Here is a 14,025-nt window from a genome sequence, read left to right as displayed (position 1 = left end):
TCCCGTCCCGGCGGCATGCTGCGACGGCGTGCCCCGGATGCCCCGTCGAACGCGATCGGGCATGCAGGCCCCCACCGGAGGTGCCATGCGCCGCGCCCGCCATCCTCGCCTCGCCGCGCTCCTCGTCGGGATCGCGTTCGCCGCCACGCCGGCCGCCGCCCGCCTGAACCGGACCGAGCTCGCGCGCGTCGCGGTCGTGCCGCCTCCGGGCGGCCGTGTTCCCCTCGATCTGGCCTGGAACGATGCCGCGGGCGACCGGCCGACCACGCTGGGCGAGGCGCTCGGCGGCCGGCCGACCCTGCTGCTGCCGGTGGACTACACCTGCGGCAACGTCTGCGACCCGATGCTGTCGATGTCCGGGGCGGCCTTGGCCGCAACCGGCCTCGTCGCCGGCCGCGACGTCAGCCTCGTCCTCGTCGGGATCGACCCGCGCGACGACGCGGCCGCGGCGCGGCACATGCTGGAGACCGAGCTCGGGAACCCGGGGCTTTCGGCGAAGGCGGCCGCGCTGGTGGGCGACGCCGCCACGGTCGATCGGCTGACGCAGGCGCTCGGCTACCGTTTCGTCTACGACGCCGGCACCGACAGCTTCGCCCACCCCGCCGCCGCGATCCTGCTCACCGGCAACGGCCGTGTCGCCCGCGTCCTGTCGCCGCTGGCGCTGAACGGCAGCGACCTGCGGCTCGCCCTCGTCGAGGCCGGCGAGGGCCGGACCGGCAGCCTCGCCGACCGCCTCGTCCTGCTCTGCTACGGGTACGATGCCGCGACCGGCGTCTACACGCCGATGATCCGCCGCGTCCTCAGTTTCGCCGCCGCTGGGACGATCCTTGCGATGGCGATCGGGATCGTCCTGCTCAGCCGCCGGCCGCGGCAGGTCTGAGGCCGCTCAGCGCTTCGTCGCCAAGCCGGATTTCTCGGCGCTCGGCGGCTCGCGGCCGGCGCTGGCGTTCGGTTGGGGCGAATCGATCGGCTCGACCTGCGTCGTCGGCGTCGCGCTGCCCTCGTCCGCGGGCATCGGCGGAAGCGCCCGCGTGTTCGGCTTCGGCGCGGCCTCCGGCGAAACCTTGGCCGCACCGGAGACCATCTCGCGATTCGTCATGCTCGAAAAAACCTCGTTCGAGGCAGGCGCTGAATTGTCGTTTGCCCCACCGCTGTCTTCCAACGCCAGCGCACCGACGTGGTTGCGGCTAAGCTTGTCGCGGAAGCGTGAGAGGAACCTTCGGATACTGGCGAAGGTTGTGAAAGGGTGAAGAGAAGCCTGAGGAGGAGCTGATGGCATCCGGTAATTCAACCTCGAAGCGAGGTTTTGCGTCGATGGATCTCGAGCGCCAGCGCGAGATCGCCAGCAAGGGTGGCCGCAGCGTGCCGGCTGAGAAGCGTTCGTTCTCGCAGGACCGCGAGCTGGCCTCGACGGCCGGCCGCAAGGGCGGTCAGGCCACCGGTACGGGCCGCGACGGCGCCGAGTGAACGACCGCCCTTCGAGACGCGCGGCGTCTGCCCTTCGCTGGGCAGGCGCCTTTTTTTATATTCGCTCCCATGCCGCAAAACGCGAAGGCCCGCTCCAGAGCATGGAGCGGGCCTTCGCGTTGTGCGCCGTAAGCCGGTAGGCTGATCGGTGTCGCCTCAGGAGATGCAGCGGCCGGGGATCATGCGGCGGGCTTCGGGGCCGACCAGCGAGCTGAGCGCCGCCTCGCAGCCCTCGCGCATCATCCGACGCGGCTTGAGCGGCGGCTTGGTTCCCATCTCCTGCGCCGTGTCCGACGCGGCCGGGACGGCGCGGTTCGGCTCGGATTGCAGGCTCGCCACCCGGCTCGGCCGGATCGCGATCGAGACCGGGCGCATGCCCGGCAGGGGGCGGGCTTCGAATGCGGCCGGACCGGGGGCGGCGACCGTGGTCGTGGGTACCCATTGGTCCGCGCTCGCCTGGACCATCGGGTGGACGAGCAACGTCAGGATGGCGGCCGGTGCGCTCACGCCGAGAAGGAAGCCTGACCGAAGCATCGTCGTGGTCTCCGAATGGGAGCTTGACAGGATGAACGGAAAACGCGTCTTCCATGATCCGGTTCCGTCACGGCCTCGCTTTTGACGAAATCAGTATTCGGCAACAGTTTCTCGTGGCGGTGCCGGGCACGAGGAACCTTGTCCACAGCGACCCGGAGTGGCGCGGACGCCACAGGCGTCGAAAAACGGTTCGCGCCCGGAACCTGGTTCGTGCACGCCCGTTGATCGAGCACCCGGCCACCTGGTCCTCCCCGCATTCCCCTTGTGCATCGGCCGGAACCTCATCCACGGGTCGGAGATTTCTCCGGCCCGTTTTTTTATGCCTGGACCGATGTCCTTGGCGGGCAACAAAAAACCCCGGCTCGTCGCCGGGGTTTTTTCGTTCTGCGGATTGGTACGGAGGCGGTTGCGGACCGCCTCGCGGTCAGGCCGACTTGGCTTCACGCCGGCGTGCCGTCTGCTGGAAGAACAGCGCCTGGCTGATGACGGCGGAGACGTTGGCGGGCTGGAACGGCTTGGCGATGAGGAAGGCCGGCTCCGGGCGCTCGCCCGTGAGGAATCGCTCCGGGTAGGCGGTGATGAAGATCACCGGGACCTCGAAGGTCTTCAGCAGGTCGTTGACGGCATCGAGGCCGGACGAGCCGTCCGCGAGCTGGATGTCGGCGAGGATCAGGCCCGGGCGCTTGCTTTCGGAGGCGATCTTGACGGCCTCGGTGCGCGTGCGGGCGACGCCGATGACGTTGTGGCCCAGGCCCTCGACCAGCGCTTCGAGGTCCATCGCGATCAGCGGCTCGTCCTCGATGATGAGGATGTCGGTGGCCATGTCCGCGGCGAGCTCGCGTCCCGCCTCGTCGACGAGGTCGCGCACCTGGCTGACGTCGACGTCGAGGATGATCGCCGCGTCCTCCTCCGAGAAGCCTTCGAGGCAGGAGAGCAGGAAGGCCTGGCGCGGCAGCGGCGTGATCTGGCCGAGCCGCACCTCGGCGGGGAGATCGTGCTGCACCTGTTCGCTGCGGCCGTTCACCGAGAGCGAATTCCAGATGCGGGTGAACACCCGGAACAGGTCGGCCTTCACGTTCGTGCTGCGGCCGAGCGTATCCGGCTCGTTGACCAGCGTCTCCAGAGTTGCCGCGACGTAGGCGTCGCCCGCCACCTGGCTGCCCGTCAACGCGCGCGCGTAGCGCCGCAGGTACGGCAGGTGCTGCACCACGAGTTGCGATGTCGACATACGATCCCCTGTGCCTTGTCGGCCTGCTATTCAACCTGCCGCCCCAACGCGGGGCATCCGACTCCGTTCCGGCAGGGCGCGGAACCGCTTCTGGCCGGAGGCGTTGCTGGTGCAGCCATGGCGTATGTCGCGCGGCAAGACAATGCGCGCGTGCCTCATGCACAGATGCCGCGAACGGCACCGGGGGACGTGAGGATGACCGACGCTGCGAAGGCGGGGAGGCCGATCGGCAATGCCGGCCTGAGGCCCGTCGGGGAATCGGGGCCCGCGGGCTCGAAGGCCGAGAAGCGCGAGCATGGATCGTCGCGCCTCAGCGACCAGGCCCAGGCGCGCATCGGCCACAACCTCCGCTGCCTCTACGACGGTCTCGTCCAGCAACCCGTCCCGGATCGATTTCGCGAGCTCATCGAGCGTCTCGATGCGAAGGAGCCGAAGTCGCCCTGAGGCGCTCCGGCTCCATCTTCTGCAGTTCCTGTGGCGCGTGAAGCGCCCGCAGGACGCGAGCTCGGCGTCAGAGCGTGGGCGAGCGGCCGCGCATCAGGCCGATCACGGCCGAGATGGCGAACAGCACGATCGCGACGAAGAACACCAGCTTGGCGGCTTCCATCGCCGTGCCGGCGATGCCACCGAAGCCGAGCAGAGCGGCCACGAGGGCCACGACGAGGAACGTAACGGCCCAACCGAGCATCTGCGTTATCCTTGACAACATGGACGCGGGCTTGGCCGCGACCTTCTGACATCTCAAACGTCAAGTCGTTGTTTCGGTTCCGCCGCTTCGAATGCCTGCACACACGAAAAATCGAGCGCCTCAGTCCGGTGCCGATCCATCGCCGAAATCGTCGCCCGCCCCCTCGCGCCGGTGCGCATGTCACGCCATATTGCTCTTCGTTGGACACGAGGCCGCAGCCGGAACGGAGCCGTTCCGAACGGCGTTCATCAGTCCAGGTCCGAAACCAGAGAACAGCGATGAGAAAAGCGTCCGCCCTCGTCCAGCGCCTCACCGATATCGTCAGCTCCGCCGCGGGTGCCGCGGCACGCGGCGTCGAGGAGGTCCTGGGTGCGCTGGCCCCGAGGCCCGAGCCGCGCCTGGTTCCGATCCGGGTCCGGCCGAACGGTCCCGCTCATCGGCATTGATCGCCGCCGGAGTCGATCCGTCGCTGAGCAAGCCGCCCTCCGGGGCGGCTTTTTTCATGCGCCGTCCACCGGATTCCCGCGGCGGAGGCTCGAACGCGCCGCGCACCGCCCACCGGGCAAAGCCGACGAGCACGGCCTCGCGACAGGTCCGCCAAGTCGAGCCGCCTGCTGGTGTCCTCATAATAGGCCGCTCGAGGGGCCAATACCTGTGCCTGATCGCTGCGATGTTGTGATCGTGTCGGTTGTCTTCCGCACTTGCCGCCCCGCTTAACGAACCTTTAAGTCGGCCTCGCTCGCCCAGGCCACCGCCGGGCCGGCATGCCGCATGGGCTGGGACCTGACGAGACATGGCGTTCTGGGCGCGCTGGCAGAGGTTTTACGGCTCCGGGGGAACGCGGCGGCAGATGATCGGGACCGCCGCGGCGGGGCTGATCCTCGGGCTCGGCAGCGTCACGATCGGATCGAGCCTCGTCCAGGCCTCCGAGCGCGGCGGCCTGCTCGACTTCTTCCAGGAACTCTTCGCGCCCGCCCGGCCGCAGCCCGCGCCGCCGGCGCACCGCCCCGGCCGCTACGCCAACCTGCCCGACGGCCGCCGCCTCGGGTATTCGCGCCCGGTCTACCATACCCCGCGTCCCGTGGCCGACCTCCCGCTCGGCCGGTCGCGTCGCAAGCGGGCCCGCGCGGAGCGCGTGACGCGGGTCGCCGTCGCCTCGGCCGGGCGTCGCACGGTCTGCGTGCGGATGTGCGACGGCTATCTCTTCCCCCTCGGCAATCTCGGGGCACGGGCCGACATGCCGGTGCACGAGGCGGCCTGCGCCGCCGCCTGCCCGGGGGCGCCGACGAACGTCTACACCCTCGGCGCCCGCGAGACCGAGCTCGACCGCGCGATCAGCCCGCAGGGCCTGCCCTACCGGGCCTCGGCTCTGGCCAACATCTACCGCCAGCGGCGCGTCGAGAACTGTTCCTGCCAGGCCGCGCCCGGCACCCCGCCCCTGCCGCTCGCCGGCGATCTCACCCTGCGCAAGGGCGACGTCGTCGCCACCCGCGACAGCGCCGACGTGGTGACGCGGAACCGGTCGGGCTCGGTCGCCCTGGTCGACTTCCGGCAGGCCGCGATCACGCGGGGCCAGAGCCGGCGGATCGAGGCCAAGGTTGGCGCGATCCGCCGCGACGCCGAGGCGCACGCCTTCCGCCGGACGCTGCGCACGGCCGAGCGGGCGAGCCTCGTCCAGGTCGCCTCGGTCGGCGACGGCTTCCGCATCCCCGAGCGCGCCGCGATCAACCAGAACCCGATCCGCGTGGTCACGCCCTCCCCGTTCCGTTGACGTCCTCGCGCTTCGGATTGTCCGCCGCCGCGCGTTCGCGTAGCTCCGGGCCGACCGCGCCGGTCGGGATCGGAAGGAGCCTCGGATGGCGGACACGGATGCCGGTACCGATGCGCCCGACTTCGACACGGTGATGCCCGCGAGCGGCCGTCTGGAAACGTTGAGCCCCCTCGTCCGCCGCCGGGTCGCGCCGAACGGCGGCCCGTTCACCGCGAGCGGGACCTGCACCTACGTCGTCGGGCACGGACGCGTCGCGGTGATCGATCCGGGGCCGTCCGATGCCGACCACGTCGAGGCCCTGCTCGCCGATCTCGGCCAAGAGTCGGTGGCGGCGATCGTCGTCACCCACACCCATCGCGACCACTCCCCGGGCGCCCGCCTGCTGCAGGCACGCACCGGCGCGCCGATCGCCGGCTGCCTGCCGCATCGGGCCGCCCGCGCGCTCGGCGCCGGCGAGATCGGCCATCTCGATGCCGCCGCCGACCGCGACCACGTCCCCGACCGGCCGATGCACGAGGGCGATGCGCTCTCCGGCGAAGGCTGGACCCTCGTCGCGGTCGAGACGCCCGGCCACACCATGAACCACCTCGCCTTCGCCCTGCCGGAGGAGGCGGCCTTGTTCTCCGGCGATCACGTCATGGCATGGTCGACCAGCATCGTCGCGCCGCCGGACGGTTCGATGCGCGCCTACATGGATTCGCTCGACAAGCTCAGGGGCCGCGACGAAACCATCTACTGGCCGGGCCATGGCGGCCCGGTGCGCGATCCCCGGCGCTTCGTGCGCGGGTTGGCCAACCACCGCCGCCACCGCGAGGCCTCGATCCGCGCGCGCATCGCCGCCGGCGACGACACCATCCCGGCGATCGTCGCGGCCACGTACCAGAACCTCGATCCGCGCCTGCGCGGCGCGGCGGCGCTGTCGGTGTTCGCCCACCTCGAGGATCTCGTCGCGCGCGGGCTGGTGGCGACGCAGGGCGCGCCGCGCCTCGACGGGACCTTCGCAGCGGGCCCCTCGCCGGCCGGCTGAGGCGCGAGACCGCCCGCCGCGCGCGGCCGCCCGACCCTACTTCACGGCGAGCGCGAGGTTCGCGACCTCGTCGAGATAGGCCCGGATGCGGTCGGCGTTGACGCCGAAATCGCGCGTGCCCAGCCGCGAGGCGGAGCGGACGTCGATGCGGGCGCCGTCGGCACGCGGCCGGACGCGGATGGTGACGTCGTCGGGCAGGTTGAGGATGAGGCTGCGCGAGACCGCCTCGATCCGGCCGTTGCCGGTCCGCCCGCCGGGGCGGATCGCCTCGACCATCTGCCACTTGCGGTTCACCGCCGCCTTGCGCGCCAGCTCGAACGCCTCGTCGGCGTCGATGTCGAGGGTCAGCGGCGCGATCTGCGGATAGGCGGCGCGCTGCCGTTCGCGGGTCGGGAGGTCGGGATCGGCGGGGTAGCGCCCGTTCCGGGCGGCGAACGCGGCGCGCGAGCGCGAGAAGGCCGGAGGGTTGTCGATGTCGGTGGTCACGTCGGTCAGCGCCGGCAGCCGGAAGCCCCGCAGCGCCGCGTAGGCCGGGTAGGCGAGCACCAGCATCGCGAGGACCAGGCCGCCGATCGCCGCACCGAGGCCGCGGGCGCCTTCCCGCCAGACCCGGACGAAGGCGAACCCGGCGAGCGCGACCGCCAGCACCGCGACGCCGAGGCCCGCGGCCAGCGTCGCCAGCGCCGGCCCGGCCTCCGCACGGGGATCGCGGACCAGCACGATCGCGATGCCGGACACGATGAGCGAGAACAGGGCGGCCCACCGGGCCAGGGGGCCGGCGCGGGTGACGGGTTCCTCGACGAGAAGGCGGCGCATGGCTGGTGTCTGGCTTCGGGGTCGCGAACGCTATACCGGCCGGCGCGTGGCCGCGCCACTCGCCGGCATCGCCCGGTCTGCTATAGCTTGGCCCCGTGATGCCGCGTACCCGCCCCGTCCCCGATCCGGATCCTGCCGACGCCGCGGTCGATCCCCTGCGCGTCTGGTTCCGCTTCATCCGCCTCAACCGGCGGGTCACGGCGGCGATGAGCGGGACGCTGCGCGGCATCGGCCTGTCGATCCCGCAATTCGACGTGCTCTCGACGCTGACCGAGCGCGAGGGCCTGACCCAGCAGGACCTGGCGGCGCGCCTCTACGTCACGAAGGGCAACGTCTCCGGTCTGATCGACCGCCTGGTCGAGGCCGGGCTGGTCGAGCGCCGCCCGATCCCCGGCGACCGGCGCTCGCACGCGCTCCACCTCACGCCGGCCGGTGCCGACCTCGCCGCGCAGGGGCTCGCGGCGCAGGCGGCCTATGTGGGGCGGACGCTCGGGCGCCTCGGCGCCGACGACCTCGCCGCATTCGAGGGCCTCGTGCTGCGCTGGCGGGAGCTGGCCCGGTCCGAAGCCGAGAGGCCGGATCGTCCCAAGGCCGATTGATCGTCGCGGGATGGCGGATCCGAGCTTCGCCCGACCTCCGGATCAGGGGGCGTAGGCGCGCGCCGAGCCGGGAATCACGACCGAGGTCGGCACGTGCAGGGGCAGGGACGACGGCGCGTCCTCGCGTTGGTCCGGATCGGCGCCCTTCTGGCCGGTGCGGACGCGGATCCCGGCCCACGGGCCGTCGATGTCGAAGGCGAGGCTTGCACGGGCGTTGTCGCCCCCGGCCTTCGGGCCGAGTTCCGCCCGGGCCCGGACGCTGCGCGCCGGCAGCGAGACCTGGCCGCGCAGGATGCCCGTGAGGTTGGCGGCCTTGAGGGTGCCCTCGCCGATCTCGCCGACCCCGTCGGCGAACTTCAACGTGATCGCGGCCCGCTCGAACGGGGTGCGGCCGTTGCGGCGGGCGAGCGCGCCGGGCGCGACCGCCCCGTTGCGATGCAGGACGTCGGCGAGGTCGATCCCGGCGAGCACGCCGCCGTCGATGGCGAAGGCGGCCCGTCCGGCGACGTGCGCGGTGAGGTCCGCCGCATCGCGCCCGGTGCTCTCCAGGGCGAACTGCCCTTGCGTGCCGCCGTGAACCCAGCGCGACTCGCCGAGGTCGAGCAGGAGGGCGCCGAGGTCGAGCCGGTCGAAGGCGCCCTGCGCCTTGACCTCGGTCTCGGCCCCGTCCGCGCCGGTCGCCGACAGGGCGACCCGGCCCTTCAGGGTCGCGCCCTGGAGCTCGGCGCGGTTGAGGGCGACCTCGACCGCCCCGGGCCGCACCAGCACGCTCGCCGCGAGATCGTTCAGGAGGACCGGCCCGATCCGGCTCTCGGCCGCCGAGATGCGCAGGTCGAGGTCTCCGCCCGTGAGCGGGCCCAGGGCGATCGCCTGAGCGCCCTGGAGGGCGCCGTCGACCGTCGATCCGCCGAAGATCTGCATCAGGCCGCCGAGCAGGGGCGCCAAGTTCAGGCTGTCGCTGGCGAGCGTGGCCTGGACCGCGGTGCGGGCCTCGCCGAGGCTCACGGACCCCGCGCCCTCGAGCACGTCGTCGCCGAAGGTGGCGCGCAGGCTGGAGAACGCCATCGTGCGGCCGGCGGCCTCGAAGCGTCCGTCGAGGGCCAGCGTCCGGATGAAGGGGGCCAAGGCCACGTCGCTGCCGATCCAGGCCATCGTCTCGGAAAGCGAACGCGTCTCGATCCGCCCCTGCCCCTGGATGGCGAGGCCTCCCGCGGTCCGGGCGCTGCCCTCGGCGGCCAAGTTCCCGGTGGGCCAGGCGGCATCGAGCCTGAACGGCGACGCGGCGCCGCTCAGCAGGTCGTTCGCGCGCAGGCCGATAAGCGCGACGCTGGTGCGCGCGCCGCGCCAGGTGAAGCTCGCCGCCGCGTCGAGGCCGGCGCTCCAGAGCGGCCAAGCGAGGGTGAGGTCGACCGCCTGCGCGCCGCCGCCGGGGCTCGCCGCGTCGAGGGTCGCGCCGGTCAGCGTGATCCGGCGCGGGTGATTCGTGCCGCCTTGGCCGAGCCGCGCGGCGGTCCGGCGCACCGGCTCGGCCCAGCGCGGATCGTCGGCGCCCTCCGGCATGTGGATCGTGGCGCCCCCCAGCGCGAGCGAGCCGAGGTCGGCCTGGCCCGAGAGCAGGGCGAGCGGGTTGAGGTCGAGATCGAGGCTGCCGCCCTCGATCAGCGCCGGGCCGCCGGCCTGCGCGGCGGTGATCCGGGTGCGGGTGAAGCTCAGGCGCGGCAGGGGCAGCAACGTCATCGTGGTCGCGCCCTCGGCGGTGAGCGCGAAGCCGAAATCGCGCAGGCCGCGGCTGACGAAGGCCGCCGCCGTCGGGGTGCCGACCGGCCAGGGCAGGGTCGCGAGGCCGGTCCCGAGGACGGCGAGCGACGCGAAGCCGACGGCGAGAAGGAGGCGGCGCGGCGACATTGCACTCCGGGCGGGCACGTCGCGGGCCGCCCGAGGGGCGGCGAGGTCGCGACGGGGGACGACGAGCGGCCCCGGATGTTTCAGGCTCACCCCGCCGTCATGCATCGGACCGTTCGGGTGATTCCCTTAAAGCGTCCGATCGGCTTTGTCTGCCCGCAGCGCCCGGCCGTCCCCGCCGCCGTCGTGCGGACGGCCGGGGCCGCGCTTCCCGACGCCGGGCGCCTTTACCGGCGCGCCGGAATCGGGGACAGCTTTCGCGGAACGAATGTCGGCGCGATCGCGCGCGGGCCGGAAGGGTTCAGTGTCCATGAAGAAGGTCTATGCGGATCCGACGTCGGCGCTCGCGGGGCTGCTCAAGAACGACATGATGGTGATGTGCGGCGGCTTCGGCCTCTGCGGCATCCCCGACGAGCTGATCGAGGCGGTGCGGGAATCGGGCGTGAAGGGGCTGACCATCGTCTCGAACAACGCCGGCATCGACGGCGTCGGCCTCGGCAAGCTGCTCGAGACCCGGCAGGTCGCGAAGATGATCTCGTCCTATGTCGGCGAGAACAAGGAGTTCGCCCGGCAGTACCTCGGCGGCGAGCTCCAGATCGAGTTCAATCCGCAGGGGACGCTGGCCGAGCGCATCCGCGCGGGCGGGGCCGGCATCCCGGCCTTCTTCACCAAGACCGGCGTCGGCACGAAGGTGGCCGAAGGCAAGGAGGTGCGCGAATTCGACGGCGAGCACTTCGTGATGGAGCGCGGGCTGTTCGCGGACCTCGCCATCGTCCACGCCCATACCGGCGACACCGAGGGCAACCTGCGCTACCGGAAGACCGCGCGGAACTTCAACCCGATGATGGCGACCGCCGCGACGATGACGGTGGCGCAGGTCGAGCACCTGGTGCAGCCCGGCGAGATCGACGCCGACGACATCCACACCCCCGGCATCTTCGTGAAGCGGATCATCCACGTTATGGGGCGCGAGAAGCGGATCGAGCAGCGCACGGTGCGCAAGCGCGCCGAGGCCGCTCCGGCCGCGGCCGGCGGCGGCGCTGTCTGAGCCCGCGACGACCTCCGGCCGTGAGGCCGCAAGCGCGAAGCGCGTCGCCGCGGGTGCGGCGGACGGCGCGGGACGCGCCCCACAGGAACCCGGCCGTGAGGCCGCAAGCGCGAAGCGCGTCGCCGCGGGTTCGGCGGACGGCGCGGGACGCGCCCCACAGGAACCCGGCCGTGAGGCCGCAAGCGCGAAGCGCGTCGCCGCGGGTTCGGCGGACGGCGCGGGACGCGCCCCACATCAGGAGATCGAAAAATGGCCTGGACCCGCGAGCAGATGGCGGCGCGTGCCGCGCGTGAACTGGAAGACGGCTTCTACGTGAACCTCGGGATCGGCATCCCGACGCTGGTGTCGAACTACATTCCCGAGGGCATGTCGGTGCAGCTCCAGTCGGAGAACGGCATGCTCGGCATGGGGCCATTCCCGTTCGAGGGCGAGGAGGACGCCGACCTGATCAATGCCGGCAAGCAGACGATCACGGCGCTGCCGACGACGAGCTACTTCTCCTCGGCCGATTCGTTCGGGATGATCCGCGGCGGGCACATCAACCTGTCGATCCTGGGCGCCATGCAGGTGGCCGGAAACGGCGATCTCGCCAACTGGATGATCCCCGGCAAGATGGTGAAGGGCATGGGCGGCGCCATGGACCTCGTGGCCGGCGTCAAGCGCGTCGTCGTCGTGATGGAGCACGTGGCGAAGAACAAGGACGGCACCGAGAGCCCGAAGCTGCTCAAGGAATGCGACCTGCCGCTCACCGGCACGCACGTGGTCGACCTCGTCATCACCGACCTCGGCGTGTTCACGATCGACAAGCACGGCGACGGCGGGATGCGGCTGATCGAGCTCGCCGACGGCGTCACCGAGGAGGAGATCCGCGGCAAGACCGAGGCGGCCTACACGGTGGCGCTCGCCTGAAACCCTACGCCGCGGCTCGGCCGCCCCGCCTGGCGCCGAGCCACGTCGCGGCGCCGACCGCGAGGCCGACCGCGGCGATGAGCAGCGTCGAGGCGGCGTTGATCTCGGGGTTCACGCCGAGCCGGATCTGGCTGTAGAGCCGCATCGGCAGGGTGGTCGCGCCGGGCCCCGAGACGAAGCTAGCGACGACAAGGTCGTCGAGCGACAGGGTGAAGGCGAGCAGGAACCCGGCGGCGATGCCGGGGGCGAGCAGCGGCAGCGTCACCGTCGCCAACACCCGGAACGGCCCGGCGCCGAGGTCGGCGGCGGCCTCCTCCAGGTCGCGGTCGAGCCCGCGCAGGCGGGCGGCGACCACGACCGCGACGAAGCCGGTGCCGAGGGTGGCGTGGGCGACGACGATCGCGCCGAGGCCGCGGTCGATGCCGACCCCGACGAACAGCAGCAGCAGCGACAGGCCGGTGATCACCTCCGGCATCACCATCGGCGCGGTGACGAGCCCGGTGAACGGCATGCGCCCGCGGAAGCGTCCGTGCCGCGCGAGCGCGAGGGCGGCCAGCGTGCCCAGCGCCGTCGCGATGACGGCCGACAGCGTCGCGACGCGGAGCGACACCCAGGCGGCCTCGAGCAACGGCCCGTCGGCGAGCAGGACGCCGTACCACCGTGTCGAGAACCCGCCCCACACCGTGACCAGGGCCGAGGCGTTGAACGAGTAGACCACCAGCACCAGGATGGGCGCGTACAGGAAGCCGAGCCCGAGGAGCAGCGCCGTGCGGGTGAGCGCGGTCGGACGATGCGCGGTCATGGTGCGCCCTCGCCGCTCGCGGCCTCGGCGGCGGCGTCGCGGAACAGCACCACCGGGCCGACGACGAGAATCAGCAGCAGGATCGCCACCGCCGAGGCGAGCGGCCAATCGCGGTTGGTGAAGAACTCGCTCCAGAGCACGCGCCCGAGCATCAGCGTCTCGGAGCCGCCGAGCAGGTCCGGGATCACGAACTCGCCGACCATGGGGATGAAGCACAGCGCCGCGCCCGCCAGCAGCCCGGGCAGGGCGAGCGGCAGCGTCACGGTCCAGAACACCCGCGTCGGCGAGGCGCCGAGGTCGGCCGCCGCCTCGCGCAACGCCGGATCGAGGCGGCTCAGCACCGCGTAGAGCGGCAGGACCATGAACGGCAGGTAGGCGTAGACGAGGCCGATCAGCACCGCGGCGGGGGTGTTCAGGATCTCCAGCGGCTGCGCGATCAGCCCGAGGCGCAGCAGCCCGAGATTGAGCAGGCCTTCGGGCTTCAGGATCGCGATCCAGGCGTAGACCCGGATCAGGAAGCTCGTCCAGAACGGTACTACGACGAGCGCGACGAGCAGCGGCTGGCGCGCCGCCGGGCTGCGGGCGATGGCGTAGGCGAGCGGCGTGGCGATGCCCGCCAGAATCGCGGTCGCCGATAGCGCGTAGGCCAGCGACGTCAGGGCCGCGTCGCGATAGAGTGCGTCGGTGGCGAGCGTGACGTAGTTCTTGAAATTGAGCGCCCTGAGGAAGTCCGACCAATCCCCCGCGCCGCCCCGCCAGTCGAGCACCGGCAGGTACGGCGGCATCGCGGTCGCCGGCTCCGACAGGCTGATCTTCAAGGTGATGACGAACGGCACCAGGAAGAAGGCGCCGAGCCAGAGCCAGACCGGCAGGCGGAGAAGGGCTGCGAGAGCGCGCGCACGCGACGGTGCGGTCATCGCATCGACCTCTTTCCCCTTCCGGCCACCGAGGCGCCGATATTCTTACATCGCGCGAGCGGAGCCGTCCGGCCTTCCCTCCCCCCTCTGCGGGGGGAGGGAACGGGTGGCGACGTCGACGCGCGAGGCATGACGATGATCGTGGGGATCGCTCGTCCTTTCATGCCGGCAGGATCGTCGCGGCATCGGGGGCGAAGCGGACCGCGACCGCTTCGCCCACGGCCGGCGCGCCCTCGCCCGGCGCGGTTGTCGCGCGCAGGCAGGTGCCGTCGGCGAGGCGGACGACGCGGCGGGTGCGGTCGCCGAGGAAGGTCTCC

18 protein-coding genes are annotated in these 14,025 nt (G+C 71.9%); 9 read left to right on the top strand and 9 right to left on the bottom strand.

Annotated elements, in window-relative coordinates:
• Positions 1–85 precede the first annotated feature (85 nt).
• Positions 86–880: an SCO family protein gene (locus tag MKK68_RS15995; protein ID WP_244031305.1), complete on the top strand. Its 795-nt coding sequence runs from the start codon at positions 86–88 to the stop codon at positions 878–880.
• A gap of 6 nt (positions 881–886) precedes the next feature.
• On the opposite strand, the gene MKK68_RS15990 is transcribed toward MKK68_RS15995, so the two are convergent.
• Positions 887–1,099: a hypothetical protein gene (locus MKK68_RS15990; protein ID WP_243932093.1), complete on the bottom strand. Its 213-nt coding sequence runs from the start codon at positions 1,097–1,099 to the stop codon at positions 887–889.
• A gap of 173 nt (positions 1,100–1,272) precedes the next feature.
• Here MKK68_RS15990 and MKK68_RS15985 point away from each other — a divergent pair, with 173 nt between their 5' ends.
• On the top strand, positions 1,273–1,467 hold the full coding sequence (locus tag MKK68_RS15985) for a general stress protein (RefSeq protein WP_147727396.1): 195 nt from the start codon (positions 1,273–1,275) through the stop codon (positions 1,465–1,467).
• Between the two features lie 156 nt (positions 1,468–1,623).
• On the opposite strand, the gene MKK68_RS15980 is transcribed toward MKK68_RS15985, so the two are convergent.
• Both MKK68_RS15980 and MKK68_RS15975 read right to left on the bottom strand, forming a co-directional pair.
• Positions 1,624–2,001 (bottom strand): hypothetical protein, encoded by a 378-nt coding sequence (locus MKK68_RS15980; RefSeq protein WP_243932095.1) that lies wholly within the window; start codon positions 1,999–2,001, stop codon positions 1,624–1,626.
• 424 nt (positions 2,002–2,425) lie between these two features.
• On the bottom strand, positions 2,426–3,229 hold the full coding sequence (locus tag MKK68_RS15975; RefSeq protein ID WP_147727398.1) for a response regulator: 804 nt from the start codon (positions 3,227–3,229) through the stop codon (positions 2,426–2,428).
• 195 nt (positions 3,230–3,424) lie between these two features.
• On the opposite strand from MKK68_RS15975, the gene MKK68_RS15970 reads away from it, so the two are divergent.
• Positions 3,425–3,673, top strand: a complete 249-nt coding sequence (locus MKK68_RS15970; RefSeq protein WP_313898882.1) for a NepR family anti-sigma factor — start codon at positions 3,425–3,427, stop codon at positions 3,671–3,673.
• A 67-nt stretch (positions 3,674–3,740) separates the two neighbouring features.
• On the opposite strand, the gene MKK68_RS15965 is transcribed toward MKK68_RS15970, so the two are convergent.
• Entirely contained in the window at positions 3,741–3,917 is a 177-nt protein-coding gene (locus tag MKK68_RS15965) for a DUF1328 domain-containing protein (RefSeq protein WP_003599466.1), read from the bottom strand.
• 278 nt (positions 3,918–4,195) lie between these two features.
• Between MKK68_RS15965 and MKK68_RS15960 the strand changes: the two genes are divergently transcribed.
• The 3 genes from MKK68_RS15960 to MKK68_RS15950 all read left to right on the top strand — a co-directional run bounded on the left by MKK68_RS15960 (position 4,196) and on the right by MKK68_RS15950 (position 6,715).
• Positions 4,196–4,363 carry a hypothetical protein gene (locus tag MKK68_RS15960; protein WP_244031303.1) on the top strand — a complete coding sequence of 56 codons (168 nt, stop codon included), beginning with the start codon at positions 4,196–4,198 and terminating at the stop codon, positions 4,361–4,363.
• A 404-nt stretch (positions 4,364–4,767) separates the two neighbouring features.
• The gene (locus MKK68_RS15955; protein ID WP_243946892.1) at positions 4,768–5,688 is read left to right on the top strand and encodes a DUF2865 domain-containing protein; all 921 of its coding nucleotides are present in this window, start codon (positions 4,768–4,770) and stop codon (positions 5,686–5,688) included.
• Positions 5,689–5,773: 85 nt separating this feature from the next.
• Positions 5,774–6,715 (top strand): MBL fold metallo-hydrolase, encoded by a 942-nt coding sequence (locus tag MKK68_RS15950; RefSeq protein ID WP_244031302.1) that lies wholly within the window; start codon positions 5,774–5,776, stop codon positions 6,713–6,715.
• A 36-nt stretch (positions 6,716–6,751) separates the two neighbouring features.
• Here the strand turns inward: MKK68_RS15950 and MKK68_RS15945 are convergent, their stop codons facing one another.
• Positions 6,752–7,531 (bottom strand): DUF1499 domain-containing protein, encoded by a 780-nt coding sequence (locus MKK68_RS15945; RefSeq protein WP_244031300.1) that lies wholly within the window; start codon positions 7,529–7,531, stop codon positions 6,752–6,754.
• 98 nt (positions 7,532–7,629) lie between these two features.
• Here MKK68_RS15945 and MKK68_RS15940 point away from each other — a divergent pair, with 98 nt between their 5' ends.
• Positions 7,630–8,130: a MarR family winged helix-turn-helix transcriptional regulator gene (locus MKK68_RS15940; protein WP_147844407.1), complete on the top strand. Its 501-nt coding sequence runs from the start codon at positions 7,630–7,632 to the stop codon at positions 8,128–8,130.
• A 42-nt stretch (positions 8,131–8,172) separates the two neighbouring features.
• On the opposite strand, the gene MKK68_RS15935 is transcribed toward MKK68_RS15940, so the two are convergent.
• Positions 8,173–10,125: an AsmA family protein gene (locus tag MKK68_RS15935; protein WP_244031299.1), complete on the bottom strand. Its 1,953-nt coding sequence runs from the start codon at positions 10,123–10,125 to the stop codon at positions 8,173–8,175.
• A 217-nt stretch (positions 10,126–10,342) separates the two neighbouring features.
• On the opposite strand from MKK68_RS15935, the gene MKK68_RS15930 reads away from it, so the two are divergent.
• Both MKK68_RS15930 and MKK68_RS15925 read left to right on the top strand, forming a co-directional pair.
• The gene (locus MKK68_RS15930; RefSeq protein WP_243932102.1) at positions 10,343–11,080 is read left to right on the top strand and encodes a CoA transferase subunit A; all 738 of its coding nucleotides are present in this window, start codon (positions 10,343–10,345) and stop codon (positions 11,078–11,080) included.
• A 249-nt stretch (positions 11,081–11,329) separates the two neighbouring features.
• Complete coding sequence (locus MKK68_RS15925) at positions 11,330–11,989, top strand: 3-oxoacid CoA-transferase subunit B (protein WP_147729342.1); 660 nt, start codon at positions 11,330–11,332, stop codon at positions 11,987–11,989.
• Between the two features lie 4 nt (positions 11,990–11,993).
• On the opposite strand, the gene MKK68_RS15920 is transcribed toward MKK68_RS15925, so the two are convergent.
• The 3 genes from MKK68_RS15920 to MKK68_RS29520 form a co-directional block, all read right to left on the bottom strand.
• Positions 11,994–12,791 carry an ABC transporter permease gene (locus MKK68_RS15920; protein ID WP_244031298.1) on the bottom strand — a complete coding sequence of 266 codons (798 nt, stop codon included), beginning with the start codon at positions 12,789–12,791 and terminating at the stop codon, positions 11,994–11,996.
• Positions 12,788–13,708, bottom strand: a complete 921-nt coding sequence (locus tag MKK68_RS15915; RefSeq protein ID WP_244031293.1) for an ABC transporter permease subunit — start codon at positions 13,706–13,708, stop codon at positions 12,788–12,790. Before MKK68_RS15915 ends, MKK68_RS15920 begins: the two co-directional genes overlap by 4 nt.
• Positions 13,709–13,868: 160 nt before the next feature.
• On the bottom strand, positions 13,869–14,025 hold a 157-nt coding region (locus MKK68_RS29520), incomplete at its 5' end, for a TOBE domain-containing protein (protein WP_279605383.1).

The sequence above is a fragment of the Methylobacterium sp. E-016 genome, assembly GCF_022829745.1.
In the GTDB taxonomy this organism is placed as follows: domain Bacteria; phylum Pseudomonadota; class Alphaproteobacteria; order Rhizobiales; family Beijerinckiaceae; genus Methylobacterium.
Note: the sequence above shows the minus strand (reverse complement) of the source record. Positions and strands in the feature narration are given on the sequence as shown.